The organism is Polynucleobacter meluiroseus (assembly GCF_900205755.1).
GTDB classification, from domain to species: Bacteria; Pseudomonadota; Gammaproteobacteria; order Burkholderiales; family Burkholderiaceae; genus Polynucleobacter; species Polynucleobacter meluiroseus.
This window is the reverse complement of the sequence record NZ_OANS01000001.1, coordinates 316,031-335,969: the sequence shown is the minus strand read 5'-3', so window position 1 is coordinate 335,969 and position 19,939 is coordinate 316,031. Positions and strand designations below refer to the sequence as shown.

Below are 19,939 nucleotides of genomic sequence, written 5' to 3'. Positions count from 1 at the left end.
GCTTACGCTACCCCATTTTTCTTAAACCAAGCAAGGCACTTCTTCCAACCATCCTGAGCAGGACCCTCTCGATAACTGGCTCGGTAGTCCGCATGAAAAGCATGCGGGGCATCAGGATAAATCACGATTTCAGATGCCTTGGCAGCGGGATTGGTGGGTGCGGCGGCTAGTAGGGCCGCCCGCATCTGCTCGAGACTAGCCACTGGAATCCCCTCATCTGCTGCACCATACAAACCCAGTACAGGCGCCTTTAAAGCAGCGGCAATATCAATTGGATGGAGGGGGTTGCCTTCCGTCTTGTTGCCCACAACGCGGCCATACCAGGCCACGCCAGCTCGCACTTGTGGCAAAGTCGCAGCCAACCAAGTAATGCGGCCACCCCAGCAAAATCCAGTCACACCAATTTTTTTCAGATCACCGCCATTCTTGCCAGCCCACACCACAGCGGCTTGCAAATCATTGAGTATCTCTGCATCTGGCGTCTTGGAAATGATGTGGGTAAATATTTCAGCAATCGTTCCATAGGCACTAGGGTCCCCAGCGCGCGTAAAAAATTCTGGGGCAATTGCTAGATAACCCAACTTTGCAAAACGTCTCGTAATGTCTGCGATATGTTCATGGACACCAAAGATTTCACTCACCACAATGACGACGGGCAATGCACCCTGTGCTTTTGCGGGACGCGAAACATACGCTGGCATCTGAAAGTCACCTACTGGAATCATCTGCTCACCAGCTTGCAGACCCTGAAAGTCCGTTTTAATCGCTGCAGCAAATACAGGCTGAGAAGCTGGCGCTAAGCCGATGCCGAGGCCTGCAGCGGCAAAAGCCGAGGTTTTCATAAAACTTCTTCTGTCGTCTGCACAAGCCGCTGTAGCGGGTTTTGAATTCTTAGCTGTCATTGTTTTTCCTCTAGCGTGATCACCACTTTTAGTGTGCCTCTTCCCAATTATCGCCAATCCCAATGCTGACTAGGAGTGGAACCTTTAGTTGGGCGACATGGCACATCAAATCAGGTAGGCGTGCTTGCAGAAGTTCAAGCTCATCGAATGGCACATCAAATACCAACTCATCATGAACCTGCAAAATCATGCGTGTCTTTAATTGCTCTTTTTCAAGCCAATTCTCCACAGCAACCATCGCCAACTTAATGAGGTCAGCAGCCGTCCCTTGCATAGGGGCATTAATCGCCGCCCGCTCTGCACCTTGACGACGCGGACCATTGGCGCCTTTAATCTCGGGTAACCAAAGGCGCCGACCAAAGACCGTTTCCACATAGCCATTCTCTCTGGCCTCTTGACGGGTGCGCTCCATATATTGCGCAACTCCCGGGTAACGATCAAAGTACTTGGCAATATAGCTTTGCGCTGCCGAGCGTTCAATCCCTAAATTGCTAGCCAAACCAAACGCGCTCATCCCATAAATTAAACCAAAATTAATGACTTTGGCATAGCGCCGTTGCTCAGAATTGACTTCTTCTAATGGGGTGCCAAAAATTTCTGCCGCAGTTGCCTGGTGGACATCTCTGCCTTCGGCAAATGCGGCGAGTAGATTTTCATCTTCAGCAATATGCGCCATGATGCGCAACTCAATCTGCGAATAGTCAGCTGATAAAAGCTTGCAACCCTCAGCCGGAATAAAGGCCTCGCGAATACGGCGCCCCTCTTCCGTTCTCACTGGAATATTTTGCAAATTGGGATCGCTTGAAGCTAAGCGCCCTGTTACCGCAGTTGCCTGAGAAAAATTAGTGTGCACGCGCCCTGTTTTAGGATCTGCCATTCTGGGCAGCTTCTCAATATAGGTTGACATCAGCTTCGCCAGGCTCCGGTAGTCCAAGATCCTTGCCGGTAGGGGGTAGTCCTCAGCCAGCTTTTGTAGAACCTCTTCGTCCGTTGAGGGAGCTCCAGAGGGGGTCTTTTTCACTACGGGTAACTCAAGCTGCCCAAACAGAATTTCTGCAATCTGCTTAGGTGACTGAATATTAAAAGGCTGGCCAGCCAGTTTGTGAATCTCGCCCTCTAGTTCAAGCAATCTTTTGCCGACTTGTTGGCCCTGCTTCGCCAACAAAGCGGAGTCAATGCGAATACCATTGCGCTCCATAATTCCTAGGACGCGCATAGCGGGCATTTCTATCTGCTGATAAACGTAAAGTAATCCTGGGTTCGCTTCAATTTGGGGCCACAACTCGAGGTGCAGACGCAAAGTAATATCTGCATCTTCTGCGGCGTAATCGGTGGCAATCTGTAAATCAACTTGATCGAAACCAATCTGGTGAACGCCTTTGCCACAGACCTCTTCGTAACGAATGGTTTTCATGCCAAGATGGCGCTCGGCTAGGCTATCCATATTGTGAGGAAGATGTGATTCCAGCACATAAGATTCGAGCAGGGTATCAAATTGGATGCCACCTAAGGTAATGCCGTAATTTGCAAAAATATGAGCGTCATATTTGAGGTTTTGCCCCACCTTAGAATGTGCCGCGCTCTCAAGCCAAGCTTGCATGCTTGCTAGAACGAACTCACGACTCAATTGCGTTTCACCGTTGCGATGGGCTACGGGGATATAACAAGCTTCTCCAGGGGCTACCGATAAAGAAATTCCCACTAACTCCGCTTTGAGAGCGTCTAGTCCCGTTGTTTCAGTATCAACTGCAGTGAGTTCAGACGCTTGAATCTTTTGTAGCCATTTTTCCAAAGCAGCTTCATCTACAACGCACTCATAATTTTTTGCCATCGCATCATGCAACTCGGATGTAGCAATGGACAAGGCTTTCGTCGGTGCTGAAGCAATGCTGCGCAAGGGCTTGTCATTGGCCTGAGTGCTAAGTGGGCTACCAGCTAAGTCAAAGCCGCCGTCGATTTGATTAGCACTACCCGAGGATGGAGCGCCATCGGCCACAAGCTGCCTTTCTACATCACGTAACCACGTTTTGAATGCATAACGCTCAAATAAATCTCTTAATAAAGTAGAGTCTTCAGGTTTTTCATGCAAGTCATCTAATCCAGGAAGGTGTGCAGCCAAGTCACAATCTGTTTTTACGGTGATGAGTTGGCGCGCTTGCGGCAACCACTCCAAGCTATTGCGCAAGTTTTCACCAACAACCCCCTTTACCTCATCCGCATGCGCCATCAGATTATCTAAGTCACCAAACTCCGCCAGCCATTTATTGGCAGTCTTGGGACCTGCTTTTGGCACCCCTGGAACGTTATCCACCGTATCGCCAATGATGGATAAATAATCCACTATGCGCTCGGGGGGCACCCCAAATTTAGTGATGACGCCCTCGATATCCAAGGTTTCATTGGTCATCGTGTTAATTAAGGTCACAGAGGGATTAACCAACTGGGCTAGATCTTTATCCCCGGTAGAAATAATCGTTTCCCAACCTGCCTCAGTAGCCTGGCTGGCCAAAGTGCCGATCACATCATCCGCTTCTACCCCAGAAACCATCAGCACAGGCCACCCTAAGGCTTTAACTAGGGCATGAATGGGCTCGATCTGCTTAACTAGATCCTCGGGCATGGCGGATCGATTCGCCTTGTATTCAGAGTACATTTCATCCCGGAAGGTCTTACCTTTGGCATCAAAAATACAGGCGATATGGTCGGCCTTAATCTCTGTCCGCGCGCGCCGCATCATATTGACCATGCCATAAATGGCCCCAGTGGGTTCGCCAGCGCCATTGCGCAGATCGGGCATGGCATGAAAGGCGCGATACAGGTAGCTAGAACCGTCTACCAACAAGAGTCTATGTTTAGTCATACCGCAATCGTACAATCTAGTTGCTTACTGCTCGCTAGAATGGATCGACATCCAGTCTAAGATTCCCTTAAAAAGGTAAAAATATGAATTATTTAACTCGTGTATCCCGCCTCTATCGAAGCCAAACCCTTGTTCTTGTTGGGTTTTTAGCTATTCTTGGATTAAACTCGGTGCAATTTTCGCACGCTCAACAAAATAGTCAGGCTCTCAGTCCCGCAGAGCTGCAACAGATCAATAATCAGCCACTGGCGCCTGCAGTGAATGCATCCCAAGTGACAAACTCTCCACAAGGCAGAACTCCAACCTTTCAACATAAAGCATCCACTGGGACGCAAATCACTGAATATAAAGATGCAAACTCCCCGACTCAGGTGGAAGTAAAAACCAAATACACCACCTATGAGATGTCCCCACCTGATTCAGTCAAGCCAGGCGCTCAATCAGGGGAAGGTAGCCTTCTCAGCGTTCCCAGCGTCAGCATTCCCTTTTAATTAATGGCCGTATTTACACCCGTCGAGCTTGGAGAGATCTCTGACTGGATCACGCGCGACTTCAATATTGGCCGAGCAAGTGATCTCAGGGGAATTCATGGAGGGATTGAAAATTCCAATTTCTTCCTCGATACGATTCAAGATGGCAAAAATCAGGAATACGTTTTAACCATCTTTGAGCGACTCTCTGCAGAGCAGCTTCCTTACTATTTGGAGCTGATGCGCCACCTAGCCAATAAAAGCATCCCCGTTCCTAGGCCAATCGAGAATAAAAACGGGGAAATCTTGTTTTCCCTGAAGAACAAGCCGGCGGCAATTGTGACGAAGTTACCCGGCGCATCTCAATTAAAACCAAGCCCACGGCATTGTGCTTTGGTGGGAGAGATGTTGGCAAAAATGCATTTGGCTGGTGCTGATTTTCCTCAAGAGCAAGCCAATCTTCGCAGCCTGCCTTGGTGGCAAGAGACCGTGCCTCAAATCCTGCCGCATTTAGATGCAGAACAAAAAACTTTATTGAGTAGCGAGCTGGCAACACAAGCCGGTTTTTTTCAATCGGCCAGCTATGCCTTACTTCCCCAAGGGGCAAGTCATTGTGATCTCTTTAGAGATAATGTCCTATTCGATCATCCAAGCGGCGACCATTCAAGTGAAGAACGCCTAGGCGGCTTCTTTGATTTTTATTTTGCTGGAACCGATAAGTTCTTATTTGATTTAGCAGTGACTGCCAATGATTGGTGCTTGGCAGAAAATCGCCGAGATTTAGATGAAGAGCGCCTCACAGCACTCATGCATGCCTATCAAGCGGTACGCCCACTGACAAATGACGAACAAGCTAGTTGGGCATTGATGTTGCGTGCAGCTGCGCTGCGTTTTTGGATCTCTCGGTTATGGGATTTTTATTTGCCACGCAACGCGCAGATGCTGACTCCGCATGACCCTACTCATTTCGAACAGATTCTTTTAAGTCGCAAAGCACTATGAAACTACACGTCGTTGCAGCCAAAGAAGGTTATATCTGGATACGTCAAGGAATTTGGCTGTTTAAGCAAAATCCCCTTGGCTTTTTAATGCTGGTATTCATGTATGTTTTGGCTGCGCAACTCGCGGTACTTGTCCCTATCATCGGGGTCTTTATCGTATTACTTTTTACGCCCACCTTATCAGTGGGTTTTATGACGGCCTGTCGTCAAGCGATCCAAAAAGAGCGGATACGTCCATCCGTTTACTTAGCGGCACTACAAGCCTCGCCGTTAATTCGTAGGCGCATCTTGCAACTGGGGTTGGTGTACACCGCCCTCATACTGGTACTCAGTTTCATTTTAAGTTTTCTAGTAGACGTGGAACTTCTCATACCGCTCGTAACAAGCGATAAACCGATTAGTCCTGAAGCAATGAATCAGTTGTATTTGATCTTTTGTATGGGCAGCTTGTTGTACGTGCCGATTGGCATGCTGATGTGGTTCTCACCAGTGCTAGTGGCCTGGTCTGACATGTCTGTACCTCAAGCCCTATTTTCAAGCTGGCTGGCTTGCTGGGCAAACCGTGGTGCCTTTTTGGTGTACTTACTGATCTTAGGTGTGGCTTTAGTTGCCATACCCTTCTCGATCGGCGCATTTTTTGAGGCACTGGACTTGGTTCAAGTTGCCTCCTACCTAAACACCCCCATCACTTTGCTGAGCTTAACTGTCATGCATTGCTCCTTCTTTGCCGCCTGGAAGGCCTGCCTTGCCGAGAACGAAACCAGCACGCTCTTGGTTTAGTCTACAGCCGCCAGTTTGGCAATACTGAGTTGTAACCACTTCACACCGTGTCGCTTGAAATTCACCTGCGCACGTGCATCAGCATCATTACCCTCTAAGCTGGTTACACGCCCCTCGCCAAACTTGGTGTGAAAGACATTTTGCCCAATGGTGAAGGGATAGTTTCCTCTTGGCGGTGACGCCATCCTGCGAACCGATGTAGCAGCCGAACCAACGCGACCCAACTGTTTAGCCGGTCTCTCACGCTCACTGCCTGAGTCAAAGAAATCATTGGATTCTGATTCGCGTTGGCGGGTGTAAACATCCTGCCAAGTAGAACCAGAACTTCGCCCTGAATTACCGCCACCCCAACGCGCATCCTTCGCTTTTGGAGTGAGCCATTTCAAGGAATCGGTTGGCAACTCCTCTAAGAAACGTGATGGCATGTTGTAGCGCACTTGGCCATGCAGCATGCGGGATTGGGTATGGGAGAGATACAAGCGCTCCTTAGCGCGTGTAATGGCAACATACATTAGACGGCGCTCTTCTTCTAGGCCATTGAGTTCATTAATACTGTTCTCGTGCGGAAATAAGCCTTCCTCAAGCCCAGTAATAAATACCGAGGTGAACTCAAGCCCCTTAGCAGAATGGACCGTCATCAATTGCACTGCATCTTGCCCCGCTTGCGCTTGGTTGTCACCTGCTTCTAATGAGGCATGAGATAAAAAGGCGGCCAGTGGTGAGACCTCTACTGCGCCTGGACTATTTTCTCCAGGCAACATAGCAGCGGCAGCATCCTGCCCGTAACCTTCTTCAGCGATGAAGGCAGTAGCAGCGTTAATGAGTTCTTGTAAGTTTTCTACGCGGTCTTGTCCTTCGCGCTCCGAAAGGTAGTGTTGGATCAAGCCGCTATGTTGAATTACGAATTCAACGGTTTCAGGCAAGGTGTTGTGACGTGTGGCTTCACGCATATGATCCACTAGGCGTACGAAGCCTCCAAGCGCCGAGCCAGCTTTTCCATCCAATGTGGAACAGGCTAAATATAAAGAGCATTGCTGTGCTCGTGCAGCATCTTGTACAGCTTCAATTGAGCGCGCACCAATGCCGCGGGTTGGAAAGTTCACCACGCGCGAAAAAGAGGTGTCATCGTTAGGATTTTCTAAGAGACGCAGGTAGGCTAGGGCATGCTTAATTTCAGCGCGCTCGAAAAAGCGCAAGCCGCCGTAGACCCGATATGGAATAGCCGCGGAGAACAAGGCGTGCTCAATAATGCGTGATTGCGCGTTACTTCTATAGAGCAAGGCAATCTCGGTACGCTTAATACCGCTGCTAACCAATGCTTTAATTTCTTCGATGAGCCAAGCCGCTTCGGCATGATCACTTGGAGCATCGTAAATGCGGACTAATTCACCATGTCCGGCATCCGTGCGCAAGTTTTTTCCTAAGCGCTCAGAATTGTTTGCAATGAGATGATTGGCGGTATCTAAGATATGTCCATGCGAGCGATAGTTCTGCTCCAACTTCACCATTAGAGGATGAAACTGTTTCTCATAAAGACGCATGTTTTCAACATCGGCGCCGCGGAAGGCGTAAATACTTTGGTCATCGTCTCCAACCGCAAAAACGGCACTAGTGCCAGCGCCGCTGACGTTCACAGGGCTGCCGTCATGCCCAGAGAGTAATTTCAACCAGGCGTATTGCAAGGCGTTAGTGTCTTGAAACTCATCAATTAAGATATGACGGAAACGCTCTTGGTAATGAGTGCGAATCGCCTCATTATGTTTGAGTAATTCATAGCTGCGGAGCAAGAGCTCGGCAAAATCCACCACTCCCTCGCGCTGGCACTGCGCATCATAGGCCTCATATAACTGCGCCATCTTGGCTTGGAAATCATCTCCCACAGCTAGCTCACGGGCTCGCTGCCCACGCTCTTTGGCATGCGCAATAAAGTATTGCAATTGCTTGGGGGGATATTTCTCATCGTCCACCTTTAGGCCCTTGAGGAGGCGCTTAATAGCGGAAAGTTGATCCTGCGTGTCCAAAATCTGAAAGGTAGACGGCAAACCCGCTTCTTTGTGATGAGCCCGCAATAAACGATTGCATAAGCCGTGGAAGGTGCCAATCCACATGCCACGCGTATTAATTGGAAGCATGGCACTTAAACGCACCATCATCTCTTTAGCAGCCTTATTGGTAAAGGTGACGGCTAGGACGCCAATAGGGGATACTTGACCGGTTTGAATCAACCAGGCGATCCGGGTAGTCAGTACACGTGTCTTACCGCTACCCGCCCCTGCTAAGATCAAAGCGGATTGGGCTTGACCATGTTCGTTGACGGGAGGAAGGGTTACTGCCTCACCCTGTTCTGGATTGAGGTTTGCGAGCAAGTCTGTATACATCGTCCCAATTATAATTTGCCTCTTATGCTAAATGCTTCTAATACCCCTAAAACACCAGTGACCAGCCCTGCCGGAAATGCTAGCCCTGCAGATCACCTCGCTAAATCCTACGAACCTGCACCAATAGAAGCTTATTGGGGCCCAGAATGGGAGCACCGCGGTATCGCTGACGCCTCTATGGACGAGGGCAAAGAAGGGTTTTCGATTCAGCTACCCCCTCCCAATGTCACCGGCACCTTACATATGGGACATGCTTTTAACCAAACCATCATGGATGGCCTGATCCGTCATGCCCGCATGTCTGGCAAAAATACCTTGTGGGTACCGGGTACTGACCACGCTGGCATTGCCACCCAAATTGTGGTCGAGCGCCAACTCGATGCCCAAAAAATCTCTCGCCATGACTTGGGTCGTGAAAAGTTCTTAGAAAAAGTGTGGGAATGGAAAGAAACCTCTGGATCTACGATCACACGTCAGATTAGACGCTTGGGCGCCTCGATTGATTGGGCGAAAGAATATTTCACGATGGATAGCAAGATGTCCAAAGCGGTGGTGGAAGTCTTCGTCACGCTGCATGAACAAGGCTTAATTTATCGTGGCAAACGCTTGGTTAATTGGGATCCCGTGTTAGGTACTGCTGTTTCCGATCTAGAGGTAGTAAGTGAAGAAGAATCTGGCTTTATGTGGCATATCCGCTATCCACTTGCGGATGGCTCAGGTCATTTAACTGTTGCTACTACCCGCCCGGAAACCCTTCTAGGCGACGTTGCGGTCATGGTCAATCCTACTGATGAGCGCTATCAACACCTCATTGGTCAATTCGTTAACCTGCCATTGTGTGATCGCCAGATTCCGATCATTGCAGATGATTACGTCGATGTCGCCTTTGGTACTGGTGTAGTGAAGGTAACCCCAGCCCATGACTTTAACGACTATGCAGTTGGTCAGCGGCATCAATTACCTCTCATCAATATTCTCACTCTAGATGCGAAGATTAATGAGAGCGCTCCAATTGCATATCAAGGTATGGATCGTTTTGTTGCTCGCAAACAAGTCGTTGCAGATTTAGAGAGCGCTGGACTGCTAGAAAAAGTATTGCCTCACCAGTTAATGGTTCCTAGGGGAGATCGCACCCAAACCATCATTGAGCCTATGCTCACAGATCAATGGTTTGTAGCGATGTCTAAACCCAGTCCGGATAATCAATATCAGCCAGGCTCATCCATTGCGGGTGCAGCGCTAGATGCGGTGGTCAAAGGGGATATCAAACTCATTCCGGAAAACTGGATCAGCACCTATACCCAATGGCTAGAGAATATTCAGGATTGGTGTATCTCACGCCAACTTTGGTGGGGCCACCAAATTCCGGCTTGGTATGGCGAAGAGGGCCAGATTTTTGTCGCGCGCTCTGAAACAGAGGCTCAAGCTAAGGCAACGCAGGCTGGCTATTCAGGCAAGCTCATGCGCGACCCAGATGTCTTAGATACGTGGTTTAGCTCGGCGCTAGTTCCTTTTAGCTCCTTGGGCTGGCCTGAAAAAACGCCCGCGCTTGAGCATTTCTTACCCTCTTCAGTATTGGTGACGGGTTTTGACATCATTTTCTTCTGGGTGGCGCGCATGGTCATGATGACCTGTCATTTCACTGGGAAGGTACCCTTTCATACGGTATATGTGCATGGTTTAGTGCGCGACTCCGAAGGGCAAAAGATGAGTAAATCCAAAGGCAATACTTTGGATCCGATTGATTTAATCGATGGCATCACGCTCGAGGAACTGCTTGCCAAGAGAACCTCTGGCCTTATGAATCCCAGGCAAGCCGAGAGCATCGGCAAGAAAACCAAGAAAGAGTTTCCTGAAGGAATTCCTGCATTCGGTACCGATGCTCTCCGCTTTACCTTTGCTTCGCTCGCCTCTTTAGGTCGCAATATCAACTTCGACCAAAAGCGTTGTGAAGGGTATCGCAATTTCTGCAATAAGCTTTGGAATGCCACACGCTTTGTGTTGATGAATTGCCCTGGTACCCCAGCGGAGAATGGTTTCGCTCCCTGCGATGCGCAATGCGGTCCGGAAGGTGAGCTTGACTTCTCCCCTGCTGACAAATGGATCGTATCTATTTTGCAAAAGACAGAAGCCGATGTTGCGAAGGGCTTTGAGAACTATCGTTTCGACAACATCGCCACCAGCATCTATCAGTTCATTTGGGATGAATACTGCGATTGGTATTTAGAGCTAGCCAAAGTCCAACTCCAAACAGGCACTCCCGCGCAACAGCGCGCAACCCGCCGCACCCTCTTACGTGTCTTGGAAACTATCCTGCGTATGGCGCACCCACTGATTCCTTTTATTACAGAAACGTTGTGGCAAACCGTCGGGCCAATGACTGGCAAAGCGCTATTGGATCAGCCTAAACAGTCCATTGCGATGCAACCTTATCCAGTTGCGCAAACAGATAAGATCGATGAAGCTAGTGAGGCATGGGTTGCTGAAGTAAAAGCCATTGTGGATGCCTGCCGAAATCTACGTGGTGAAATGCAAGTCTCCCCCGCCCTCAAAGTTCCCTTATGGATCAGTGGTTCCGAAGCCTTCTTAAAGGAAGTCAGCCCGTATTTAACTGCCCTTGCAAAATTATCTGAAGTGAAAATTTACCAAGACGAAGCGAGTCTTGAAAAAGAGGCACCTGATGCCCCAATCGCTTTGGTTGGCAGTATAAAACTACTACTCAAGATTGAGGTGGATGTAGCGGCAGAAAAGACACGCTTAAGCAAAGAAATTGAGCGACTTTCTTGTGAGATTACCAAAGCACACAGTAAACTAAGTAACGAAAGTTTTGTAGCTCGGGCGCCCGAGGAAGTAGTTGTCCAAGAAAAGCAACGGCTCGCCGGATTTGAGCAGAGTCATGCAAAGTTGATTGCGCAATTAGAGCGATTGAAATAACAAGAAAGTGAACTTCAAAATGTCCCTGAATACCAATGTGGTTACCAAAGCAGTTTTTCCTGTTGCCGGTTTAGGCACACGCTTTTTGCCTGCCACGAAGGCGAGTCCAAAAGAAATGTTGAATGTCGTGGATAAGCCGCTCATTCAGTACGCAGTGGAAGAAGCGATTGCCGCTGGTATTACGGAAATGATTTTTGTGACTGGTCGTAGCAAGCGCGCTATTGAGGATCACTTTGATAAGTCTTATGAATTAGAAGCCGAGCTCGAAGCGAAGAATAAAACTGCCTTGCTTGAAATCGTCCGCAGCGTGAAACCAAGTCACGTTGACTGCGTTTATGTCAGACAACCAGAGGCTTTAGGCTTGGGTCACGCAGTACTTTGCGCTGAAAAACTCGTGCGCGATGAGCCTTTCGCTATTATTTTGGCGGATGACTTATTGGATGGGAAACCAGCCGTAATCCAGCAAATGGTGGATGTCTTTAAAAAGCAGAACGGATCTGTTGTTGCGGTTGAGAAAATTGATCCCTCCAAAAGCAGCTCTTACGGCATTGTGTCTGGCCCTGAGGTCAGCAAAGGCATTTATCGCCTTGACGGCATTGTTGAAAAACCACAGCCTCAAGACGCGCCCTCTAACTTAGCCGTCGTTGGACGCTATGTTCTTTCTTCAGATATTTTTAAACATATTCGCAATCTCAAACCTGGTGCTGGTGGAGAAATTCAGCTCACGGATGCGATTGCCTCACTGTTAAAAGAGCAGCCTGTTTTTGCCTATGAATATGATGGCGTACGCTATGACTGCGGCAGCAAGCTCGGATACCTCAAAGCCTCGATTGAATTTGCACTGCGTCACCCCGAGCTCAGCGCCGATTTTGCAGAGTACCTTAAGAGCCGAGTCTTCCTTAAGTAATTTACTGAGGCTTATCTTCTTTTCATAAAGAAGATTAAAACGTTACCCTCAGTACTGCTCGAGAGCAGTTCGTTGCCAGTCTGTTTTGCAAATGCAGGAAAGTCATGAGCAGCGCCAGCGTCTGTCGCTTTGATCTTCAATATTTCACCTGACTGCATTGTGGACAATGCCTTCTTTGTACGCAAGATTGGCAATGGGCAAGTCATACCGATGGCATCCACTTCTAGATTAAAAGCGATAGTGTTGTTCATTGATTCGCAATCCAGTCTTTGACGCTTGCTAATGCAGTATCCAATTGCGAGGCGTCATTGCCACCAGCCATTGCCATTTCTGGCTTGCCACCACCCTTACCGCCGACCTGCTGAGCTACAAAATTTACTAGGTCACCAGCCTTGATTTTCTGAATCGAATCTGCGGTAACGCCCGCGATTAAGCTTACTTTGTCTCCTTGAACTGAAGCGAGCACGATGGCGGCGGTTTTGAGTTTGCCTTTGAGGGCATCCATCGTTTCCCGCAGCGCTTGAGCGTCAGCCTCATCTAAGCGAGCAGTTAACACTTTCAGGCCATGAATATCAATCGCTTGCGTTGCCAACTCGTCACCTTGGCTAGCTGCTAATTTTGAATTCACTTTATCTAACTCTCGCTCAGCTAAGCGCAAACTTTCCTGTAGTTGAGTTACCCGATTCACTAGGTCGGCAGGATGTGTTTTCAGGACACTGGCTGCTGCGTTCAAGCTGTCTTCTAGGCCCTGTACAAACTGCAATGCATTGCGGCCTGTCACTGCTTCCACTCTACGAATACCTGCAGCTACACCACTCTCTGAAGTCACTTTGAGATGGCCAATATCTCCCGTGCGACCAACGTGCGTGCCCCCACAAAGCTCTTTAGAGCTACCAATTTCTAGGACGCGCACTTCATCACCGTACTTTTCGCCAAAGAGCATAGTGGCGCCGGTCTGCTGAGCATCCTCTAATGACATCACTTTTCCAGAGGTGGCAGTATTGAGCAAAATCTCCGCGTTGACCAAATTCTCTATCGCACGAATTTGCTCTGCACTTACGGGCGCTTGATGGGTAAAGTCAAAGCGTGTCTTACCTGCATCTACCAAGGATCCTTTTTGCTGCACATGGTCTCCCAGTACTTCGCGTAATGCCTTGTGTAACAAGTGGGTAGCACTGTGGTTACGCATGATGTCGATTCGTTGTTGATGATCAACGGTCGCGTTGAGCGTGTCGCCAACTGCAAGCGTCCCCTCAATGAGTTCACCTTGATGACCAAACACCTCTGCCTGAATCTTAAAGGTATCTTCCACAGCAAAATGACTAAGCTCATTAAACAACTCGCCGCGATCCCCTACCTGACCGCCGGACTCGGCATAAAAAGGGGTGTTATCTAACACCACTACTGCCGCCTCTCCGGCTTTGATCGACGACATTGAAGTGCCATCAACATATAAAGCCAGTACTGTGGAGCCTTCAAATTTCTCTGTGTCGTAGCCGTGAAAAAGGGTCGGCTTACCCGAGTATTCCAAGCCTTGAACCATCTTGAATTTACCAGCGGCTCTAGCTTGATTGCGTTGTTTTTGCATGGCGATTTCAAATCCAGCGGCATCAACTGCAACTTCACGCTCGCGGCAAACATCCGCAGTTAAATCCAAAGGAAAGCCAAATGTGTCATGTAAACGGAAGGCGGTATCGCCATCCAATGTTTGAGCACCTCCAGCAAGAGCACTCTCCAGAATCTCCATACCGTTAGAAATGGTTTGAAAGAAGCGCTCTTCTTCTTGCTTGAGTACTTCACTCACTTTATCTTGTGCTGCGCGTAATTCTGGATAAGCATCACCCATCTCTTTAACTAAGGCGGGTACGAGCTGATAGAAAAAAGGCTTGCGAGCGCCCAGTTTGTAACCATGCCGTATTGCGCGGCGCGCTATCCGGCGCAGAACGTAGCCGCGACCAGCATTTCCAGGGATGACGCCATCGACCACAATAAAACTACACGCGCGAATATGATCCGCAATCACTCGCAAAGAGGGGCTGGCAGGATTACAGTTTTCTCCGCCAGCAGCATCAACCGCCTGCTTTGCCGCTGATATTAGATTGACAAAAAGATCAATTTCGTAATTTGAATGCACGTGCTGTAGGACGGCCGCAATACGCTCAAGACCCATCCCAGTATCGACGCTCGGTTTAGGCAAAGGGTGCATCGTGCCGGCTTCATCACGATTAAATTGCATGAAGACGTTATTCCAGATTTCGATGAAGCGGTCGCCATCTTCATCCGGACTACCGGGTGGGCCTCCAGGAATATGTTCGCCATGATCGTAAAAAATTTCTGTACAAGGGCCGCACGGGCCGGTATCGCCCATCATCCAAAAATTATCTGAAGCGTAACGTGCGCCTTTATTGTCACCAATACGAATAATGCGTTCGCTAGGCACGCCAATTTTCTTATTCCAAATCTCGTAAGCTTCATCATCTTCTGCATACACAGTAACGAGTAACTTTTCTGGGGGCAGTTTAAAAACTTGCGTTAATAAGTCCCAAGCAAATTGAATGGCGTCTTGCTTGAAGTAATCCCCAAAAGAGAAATTACCCAGCATTTCAAAAAAGGTGTGGTGGCGGGCGGTGTAGCCCACATTATCCAAGTCATTATGTTTACCGCCAGCACGGATGCATTTTTGTGCTGAAGTAGCTCGCTGATAAGGGCGCTTATCGAACCCCAAAAAGACATCCTTAAATTGATTCATACCCGCATTAGTAAACAGGAGAGTAGGGTCATCACCTGGTACCACTGGGCTGGAGGGAACAATTTGGTGGCCTCTAGCTGCGAAGAACTCGAGATAGGCCTGGCGAATTTGAGAAACTTTCATAGAAACGATTATCGCATTGGCACCTGTCAAGGGCAAACCCTAGTAAAACCGACCCAGTACTGTCATACAATTCCATAGATAAATTAATTGGCCCTCAAAGCCATTCCATTAGGAGCATAGCTTGAAAATCCGCAATCAGAAAGACTTTGGTGCCGGGATCATGTATATGGTGGTTGGCTTATTTTTTACCATCATCGCATTGCAATATCCCATGGGCACCCCCGCCAAAATGGGTCCTGGATATTTTCCCTTTTATTTGGGGATTCTCATGACCGTGATTGGCCTTTTCATTCTCGTAAAGTCTATGCAAGCTACTGCTTTCGTGGAATTGATTCCACAATTCAATTGGAAAGTGATTGGCTTGATTACGGGTTCGGTAGTGCTTTACGGAGTGTTATTGCCAATTATGGGATTTGCGGTTGCGATCGTAGTTTTAGTGTTTATGTCAGCTAGTGCTAGTCATGAATTTAGCTGGAGGGGCACCTTAGTTAATGCCACTGTATTGGCAATTTCAACCTATGTTGTCTTTGTTTTAGGCCTCAAGCTGCAATTTCCACTGCTCCCTTTCTTTTTACAATAACGAATCGAGACACTCAAAATGGACTTATTTAGCAATTTAGCGCTCGGTTTCGATACAGCTTTTACTCTACAGAATCTGATGTACTGCTTTATTGGGTGCATCTTAGGCACTTTAATCGGCGTTCTTCCTGGTTTGGGTCCCATTGCAACTATTGCCATGCTCCTGCCAGCAACCTACGCTTTGCCTCCAACGGCAGCGCTAATTATGTTGGCCGGTATTTACTATGGCTCCCAATATGGCGGGTCGACTACGGCAATTTTGCTCAATATTCCGGGGGAAACGTCGTCGGTGGTCACGGCCATTGATGGCTATCAAATGGCCAGAAATGGTAGGGCTGGCGTCGCCCTCTTTACCGCGGGCATGGGCTCTTTCTTTGCGGGTTGCGTTGCAACGCTGGTGCTGGCAGCCTTCGCCGCACCGCTTTCTCAACTAGCGTTTAAATTTGGGCCTGCGGAATATTTTTCGCTGATGGTGTTGGGTTTGATTGGTGCCGTAGTGCTGGCCTCGGGTTCCTTAATTAAAGCAATTGGCATGATTGTGCTCGGGTTGTTGTTAGGTCTCATTGGAACTGATGTGAACTCTGGCGTTTCTCGTTATGCCTTTGATATCCCAGAACTGAGCGATGGTATCGGTTTTGTAAGTGTCGCCATGGGGGTATTTGGTTTTGCGGAGATTATGGGTAATCTCGAGAAAAAGGGTGAGGATGAGGGCTTCCTGAATAAAGTGACCTCGATGATTCCAACCAAGCAAGATGTGAAGCGCATGATTCCATCTATCTTGCGCGGCACCGCTATCGGCTCCATTTTGGGCATTCTGCCCGGTGGGGGAGCTGCTTTAGCTGCTTTTGGCGCTTACTCTGTAGAAAAGAAGTCTTCCAAATATAGTCATGAATTTGGTAAGGGTGCGATTGAGGGTGTGGCCGGACCAGAGTCTGCTAACAATGCTGCAGCACAAACTTCGTTTATCCCTTTGCTGACCTTAGGCATTCCACCCAACGCGGTAATGGCTTTAATGGTGGGGGCGATGACCATTCACAACATCCAACCAGGTCCACAGGTAATGACCAGTAATCCAGCGCTCTTTTGGGGTCTGATTGCCTCGATGTGGATCGGTAATATGATGCTGATCATTTTGAACCTGCCCTTGATTGGTATGTGGGTGAAGTTACTTAAAATTCCTTACCGTTACATGTATCCCGCTATCTTGGTATTTTGTTGTATTGGTGTCTACACAGTAAACAACACGGTATTTGACGTATACATCACTGCTGCTTTTGGCATTGTGGGCTATCTTTTTACCAAATTGGGTTGCGAAGCCCCGCCCTTGCTTCTTGGGTTTATCTTGGGGCCAATGATGGAAGAGAACTTCCGGCGTGCCCTGCTCCTGTCCCGCGGTGACTTTACAACCTTCATCACACGCCCCCTGTCTTTGGGATTGCTGATTGCTGCGCTCTTGCTAGTAGTCATCGTCGCCTTGCCAGCGGTTAAGAAGACCCGCGAAGAGGCCTTTGTAGAGGATTAATACCTTGCCCACTAAAGAATTGAGCCCGCGACAGTATGCGGGCTTTTTTCTTTGTGGATCGGGCTTTTCTCTACAATGCGAGTATGTCCGACGATAGCAAAACTACAAAAAATTCCAATACCTCCGTTAGCGAGCCCTCTAACTTCCTGCGTCAAATCATTGATCATGATTTAGCTGGTGGCACCTTTATAGGGCGTACGAATTTACAGGGGGAAGTAATTCCAGCTGTGATTACACGTTTTCCACCGGAACCAAACGGCTACCTTCACATTGGTCACGCTAAAAGTATTTGTCTGAATTTTGGCTTAGCTGCTGACTACAACAAACAAGCGGGCGGCGCACGCTGCAATCTCCGCCTTGACGACACCAATCCAGCCAAAGAAGATATTGAATACGCTGATAGTATTTTGGAGGCTGTAAAGTGGCTCGGTTTTGATTGGGGCGTGCATCTGTATCACGCCAGTGATTATTTTGAGCAAATCTATGCATTTGCAGAAATCCTCATTCAAAACGGCAAGGCCTACGTTGATAGCCAAAGCGCGGAAGATATTCATACCCATCGGGGTAATTTTGGACAGGCTGGCAAAAATAGCCCTTTCCGCAACCGCACTGTCGCAGAAAACCTTGATCTGTTTCGTGCGATGCGTGCCAACCAGTATGCAGACGGCCAACATGTTCTGCGCTTAAAGATTGATATGGCGCATCCCAATATTGTGATGCGCGACCCTGTGGTGTATCGCATTCGGCATGTTGAGCATCACAGAACGGGCAATCAATGGTGCATCTATCCTTTATATGATTTCACGCACTGCATTTCAGATGCCTTAGAAAATGTCTCTCACTCTATTTGCACCTTAGAGTTTGAAAATAATCGACCCCTGTATGACTGGATCGTCAGCGCGCTTAAAGATGCGGGGGTCTTTAAAGACCCACTGCCGCATCAGTATGAATTTGCCCGCCTGAACCTGACTTACACCATCACTAGCAAGCGCAAGCTATTGCAGTTGGTCGAAGAAAGGCGTGTCTCCGGATGGGACGATCCGCGCATGCCTACCCTTGTCGGAATTCGGCGCAGGGGCTATACCCCAGAGAGTATTCGGCTTTTCTGTGAGCGCATTGGGGTCTCTAAAGCCGATAGCTGGATCGACATGAGCACCCTAGAGCAAGCGCTCCGCGATGATCTTGAACCCAAAGCGCCGCGTGCTACTGCGGTACTCAAGCCGCTCAAACTGATCATTGACAACTTTGATGACGCGGCGAGAGAGCCTTGCACGGCGGCGCGCCACCCTCAGCATCCAGAGCTTGGTACCAGAGAGTTTCATTTCACGCGTGAGCTATGGATTGAGGCGGACGACTTCATGCCAGAGCCAGTTAAAGGCTTCTTTAGACTTTATCCCCCTATTGGCGATCAGCTAGGCGGACGAGTGCGTTTGCGTAATGGTTTCGTTATTGAATGTACTAGCTACGACAAAGACGCCGATGGCAAGGTCATTGCAGTGCACGCGAATTATTTTCCCGATAGTAAAAGCGGCACCCCTGGCTCAAATAACTACAAAGTCAAAGGCAACCTCCATTGGGTCAGTGCTGCAGAGGCTATTTCAGCTGAGGTACGCATTTACGATCACCTCTTTAATGAGCCACACCCCGACAGCGGTGACAAAAATTTTCTGGATGTCATCAATCCTGACTCCAAACAAACATGGACTGCGTATTTAGAACCTTGCATGAAAGATGTGCAGCCCGAGGAGCGTTTTCAGTTTGAGCGGCATGGCTACTTTGTTGCTGATAGCGTTGACTCCCTACCTGGGAAGCCTGTGTTTAATCGCGCTGTGGGTCTGAAGGATTCTTGGAAATAGTTTTCAGAAAAGCCGCTACGCTAGGATAGCGCAGGGGTGTTTTGAGTTCACTTAAACGCGAATTCGTGACGCGCCGCGATTCGCGCATGAAAGACCAGAGCATCGGACTTACTAGTTTTTGCAAATCAACGGCGGGCATACGTGGCGGCCGATCGAGGGAAAATGCATCAGCAACCACATCAAAGTAATCGCCCATCTTTGTTTCACCACCATCACAGACATTAATCACCCGCTGAGGTTTGCCGTGATAGACCGCCGCACACACTATCCTTGCTAAGTCATCACCATGGATGTGATTGGAGTAAGCATCTTCAGCGGGCAATAAGGCTGGGGTGCCCGACTGAATGCGTTCAATCGGAAGTCGATTTTCAGCATAGATGCCTGGCACACGTAAAGTAGTTAAAGCAACTCCATGAGCCGGAGCCCATAAGCGCAAGGTCTGCTCGGCATCGACGCGGCGCTTAGCGCGTTCACTTTGCGGATTGACAGGTGTCACTTCAGATACATAGCCGCCACGATGATCGCCATATACTCCCGTTGTACTCACATAAATGAGTCGCCCAACAGAATGGGGGGCTTGGGCTAAAATGTGCAAAAGGTTGCGAGTTCGGCTATCACGATTACCCATATTTTGGGGCGGCGCTAAATGAATTACTGTTTCTCCAAGACCGCGCAAACGCCATAAGCTATCTAGATGATCTAGATTTCCCAAAATAGGCGTTGCACTGTGATCCCTTAATTCTGGAAAGCGTTCTTTTTGGGAAGTTAATGCGAATACATGATGACTACGAGAAAGCTGCTTGGCGACACGTAAGCCAATGTCTCCACAGCCAATAATCAGAATTCGGGATTTGCCAAAAGAACGCATAGACCACATC

The 19,939-nt window shown here is 48.6% G+C and carries 14 protein-coding genes; 8 read left to right on the top strand and 6 right to left on the bottom strand.

Annotated features, from left to right (window positions below; translation table 11 throughout):
* Positions 1 to 2 precede the first annotated feature (2 nt).
* Positions 3 to 902 carry a dienelactone hydrolase family protein gene (locus tag CP950_RS01690; RefSeq protein ID WP_096672116.1) on the bottom strand — a complete coding sequence of 300 codons (900 nt, stop codon included), beginning with the start codon at positions 900 to 902 and terminating at the stop codon, positions 3 to 5.
* A 28-nt stretch (positions 903 to 930) separates the two neighbouring features.
* Positions 931 to 3,762 (bottom strand): DNA polymerase I, encoded by a 2,832-nt coding sequence (gene polA / locus CP950_RS01685; protein WP_096672115.1) that lies wholly within the window; start codon positions 3,760 to 3,762, stop codon positions 931 to 933.
* Positions 3,763 to 3,845: 83 nt separating this feature from the next.
* Here polA and CP950_RS01680 point away from each other — a divergent pair, with 83 nt between their 5' ends.
* The 3 genes from CP950_RS01680 to CP950_RS01670 are packed head-to-tail and all read left to right on the top strand — an operon-like array spanning position 3,846 to position 6,013.
* The gene (locus tag CP950_RS01680) at positions 3,846 to 4,253 is read left to right on the top strand and encodes a hypothetical protein (RefSeq protein WP_096672114.1); all 408 of its coding nucleotides are present in this window, start codon (positions 3,846 to 3,848) and stop codon (positions 4,251 to 4,253) included.
* A 3-nt stretch (positions 4,254 to 4,256) separates the two neighbouring features.
* Positions 4,257 to 5,234, top strand: a complete 978-nt coding sequence (locus CP950_RS01675; protein WP_096672113.1) for a homoserine kinase — start codon at positions 4,257 to 4,259, stop codon at positions 5,232 to 5,234.
* Positions 5,231 to 6,013 (top strand): BPSS1780 family membrane protein, encoded by a 783-nt coding sequence (locus CP950_RS01670; protein WP_096672112.1) that lies wholly within the window; start codon positions 5,231 to 5,233, stop codon positions 6,011 to 6,013. Before CP950_RS01675 ends, CP950_RS01670 begins: the two co-directional genes overlap by 4 nt.
* Here the strand turns inward: CP950_RS01670 and CP950_RS01665 are convergent.
* A complete protein-coding gene (locus tag CP950_RS01665) occupies positions 6,010 to 8,391 on the bottom strand; it encodes a UvrD-helicase domain-containing protein (RefSeq protein ID WP_096672111.1) in 2,382 nt (793 codons plus the stop codon). The two genes, CP950_RS01670 and CP950_RS01665, sit on opposite strands and share 4 nt — an antisense overlap.
* A gap of 24 nt (positions 8,392 to 8,415) precedes the next feature.
* Between CP950_RS01665 and CP950_RS01660 the strand changes: the two genes are divergently transcribed.
* Both CP950_RS01660 and galU read left to right on the top strand, forming a co-directional pair.
* A complete protein-coding gene (locus CP950_RS01660) occupies positions 8,416 to 11,325 on the top strand; it encodes a valine--tRNA ligase (RefSeq protein WP_096672110.1) in 2,910 nt (969 codons plus the stop codon).
* Between the two features lie 19 nt (positions 11,326 to 11,344).
* On the top strand, positions 11,345 to 12,232 hold the full coding sequence (galU, locus tag CP950_RS01655; RefSeq protein WP_096672109.1) for a UTP--glucose-1-phosphate uridylyltransferase GalU: 888 nt from the start codon (positions 11,345 to 11,347) through the stop codon (positions 12,230 to 12,232).
* A gap of 11 nt (positions 12,233 to 12,243) precedes the next feature.
* Here the strand turns inward: galU and CP950_RS01650 are convergent, their stop codons facing one another.
* Together CP950_RS01650 and alaS are read right to left on the bottom strand one after the other, a co-directional pair.
* Positions 12,244 to 12,483 carry a sulfurtransferase TusA family protein gene (locus tag CP950_RS01650; RefSeq protein WP_419185554.1) on the bottom strand — a complete coding sequence of 80 codons (240 nt, stop codon included), beginning with the start codon at positions 12,481 to 12,483 and terminating at the stop codon, positions 12,244 to 12,246.
* Complete coding sequence (alaS, locus tag CP950_RS01645) at positions 12,480 to 15,104, bottom strand: alanine--tRNA ligase (protein WP_096672108.1); 2,625 nt, start codon at positions 15,102 to 15,104, stop codon at positions 12,480 to 12,482. The genes CP950_RS01650 and alaS overlap by 4 nt, the downstream gene beginning before the upstream one ends.
* 121 nt (positions 15,105 to 15,225) lie before the next feature.
* On the opposite strand from alaS, the gene CP950_RS01640 reads away from it, so the two are divergent.
* From CP950_RS01640 to CP950_RS01630, 3 genes are all read left to right on the top strand, one after another.
* The gene (locus tag CP950_RS01640) at positions 15,226 to 15,684 is read left to right on the top strand and encodes a tripartite tricarboxylate transporter TctB family protein (protein WP_096672107.1); all 459 of its coding nucleotides are present in this window, start codon (positions 15,226 to 15,228) and stop codon (positions 15,682 to 15,684) included.
* Between the two features lie 18 nt (positions 15,685 to 15,702).
* Positions 15,703 to 17,205 carry a tripartite tricarboxylate transporter permease gene (locus tag CP950_RS01635; RefSeq protein WP_096672106.1) on the top strand — a complete coding sequence of 501 codons (1,503 nt, stop codon included), beginning with the start codon at positions 15,703 to 15,705 and terminating at the stop codon, positions 17,203 to 17,205.
* Positions 17,206 to 17,288: 83 nt separating this feature from the next.
* On the top strand, positions 17,289 to 19,061 hold the full coding sequence (locus CP950_RS01630) for a glutamine--tRNA ligase/YqeY domain fusion protein (RefSeq protein WP_096672404.1): 1,773 nt from the start codon (positions 17,289 to 17,291) through the stop codon (positions 19,059 to 19,061).
* Here the strand turns inward: CP950_RS01630 and CP950_RS01625 are convergent.
* Positions 19,024 to 19,929 carry an SDR family oxidoreductase gene (locus CP950_RS01625; protein WP_096672405.1) on the bottom strand — a complete coding sequence of 302 codons (906 nt, stop codon included), beginning with the start codon at positions 19,927 to 19,929 and terminating at the stop codon, positions 19,024 to 19,026. The two genes, CP950_RS01630 and CP950_RS01625, sit on opposite strands and share 38 nt — an antisense overlap.
* Positions 19,930 to 19,939: the final 10 nt, after the last annotated feature.

Bases quoted from the DNA above. Each gene is read 5' to 3' on its own strand.
- CP950_RS01680 (WP_096672114.1), top strand. From the start codon at position 3,846: ATGAATTATTTAACTCGTGTATCCCGCCTCTATCGAAGCCAAACCCTT.
- CP950_RS01670 (WP_096672112.1), top strand. From the start codon at position 5,231: ATGAAACTACACGTCGTTGCAGCCAAAGAAGGTTATATCTGGATACGT.
- alaS (WP_096672108.1), bottom strand. From the start codon at position 15,104: ATGAAAGTTTCTCAAATTCGCCAGGCCTATCTCGAGTTCTTCGCAGCT.
- CP950_RS01665 (WP_096672111.1), bottom strand. From the start codon at position 8,391: ATGTATACAGACTTGCTCGCAAACCTCAATCCAGAACAGGGTGAGGCA.
- CP950_RS01650 (WP_419185554.1), bottom strand. From the start codon at position 12,483: ATGAACAACACTATCGCTTTTAATCTAGAAGTGGATGCCATCGGTATG.
- CP950_RS01625 (WP_096672405.1), bottom strand. From the start codon at position 19,929: ATGCGTTCTTTTGGCAAATCCCGAATTCTGATTATTGGCTGTGGAGAC.
- CP950_RS01630 (WP_096672404.1), top strand. From the start codon at position 17,289: ATGTCCGACGATAGCAAAACTACAAAAAATTCCAATACCTCCGTTAGC.
- CP950_RS01635 (WP_096672106.1), top strand. From the start codon at position 15,703: ATGGACTTATTTAGCAATTTAGCGCTCGGTTTCGATACAGCTTTTACT.
- galU (WP_096672109.1), top strand. From the start codon at position 11,345: ATGTCCCTGAATACCAATGTGGTTACCAAAGCAGTTTTTCCTGTTGCC.
- CP950_RS01690 (WP_096672116.1), bottom strand. From the start codon at position 902: ATGACAGCTAAGAATTCAAAACCCGCTACAGCGGCTTGTGCAGACGAC.
- CP950_RS01660 (WP_096672110.1), top strand. From the start codon at position 8,416: ATGCTAAATGCTTCTAATACCCCTAAAACACCAGTGACCAGCCCTGCC.
- CP950_RS01675 (WP_096672113.1), top strand. From the start codon at position 4,257: ATGGCCGTATTTACACCCGTCGAGCTTGGAGAGATCTCTGACTGGATC.
- polA (WP_096672115.1), bottom strand. From the start codon at position 3,762: ATGACTAAACATAGACTCTTGTTGGTAGACGGTTCTAGCTACCTGTAT.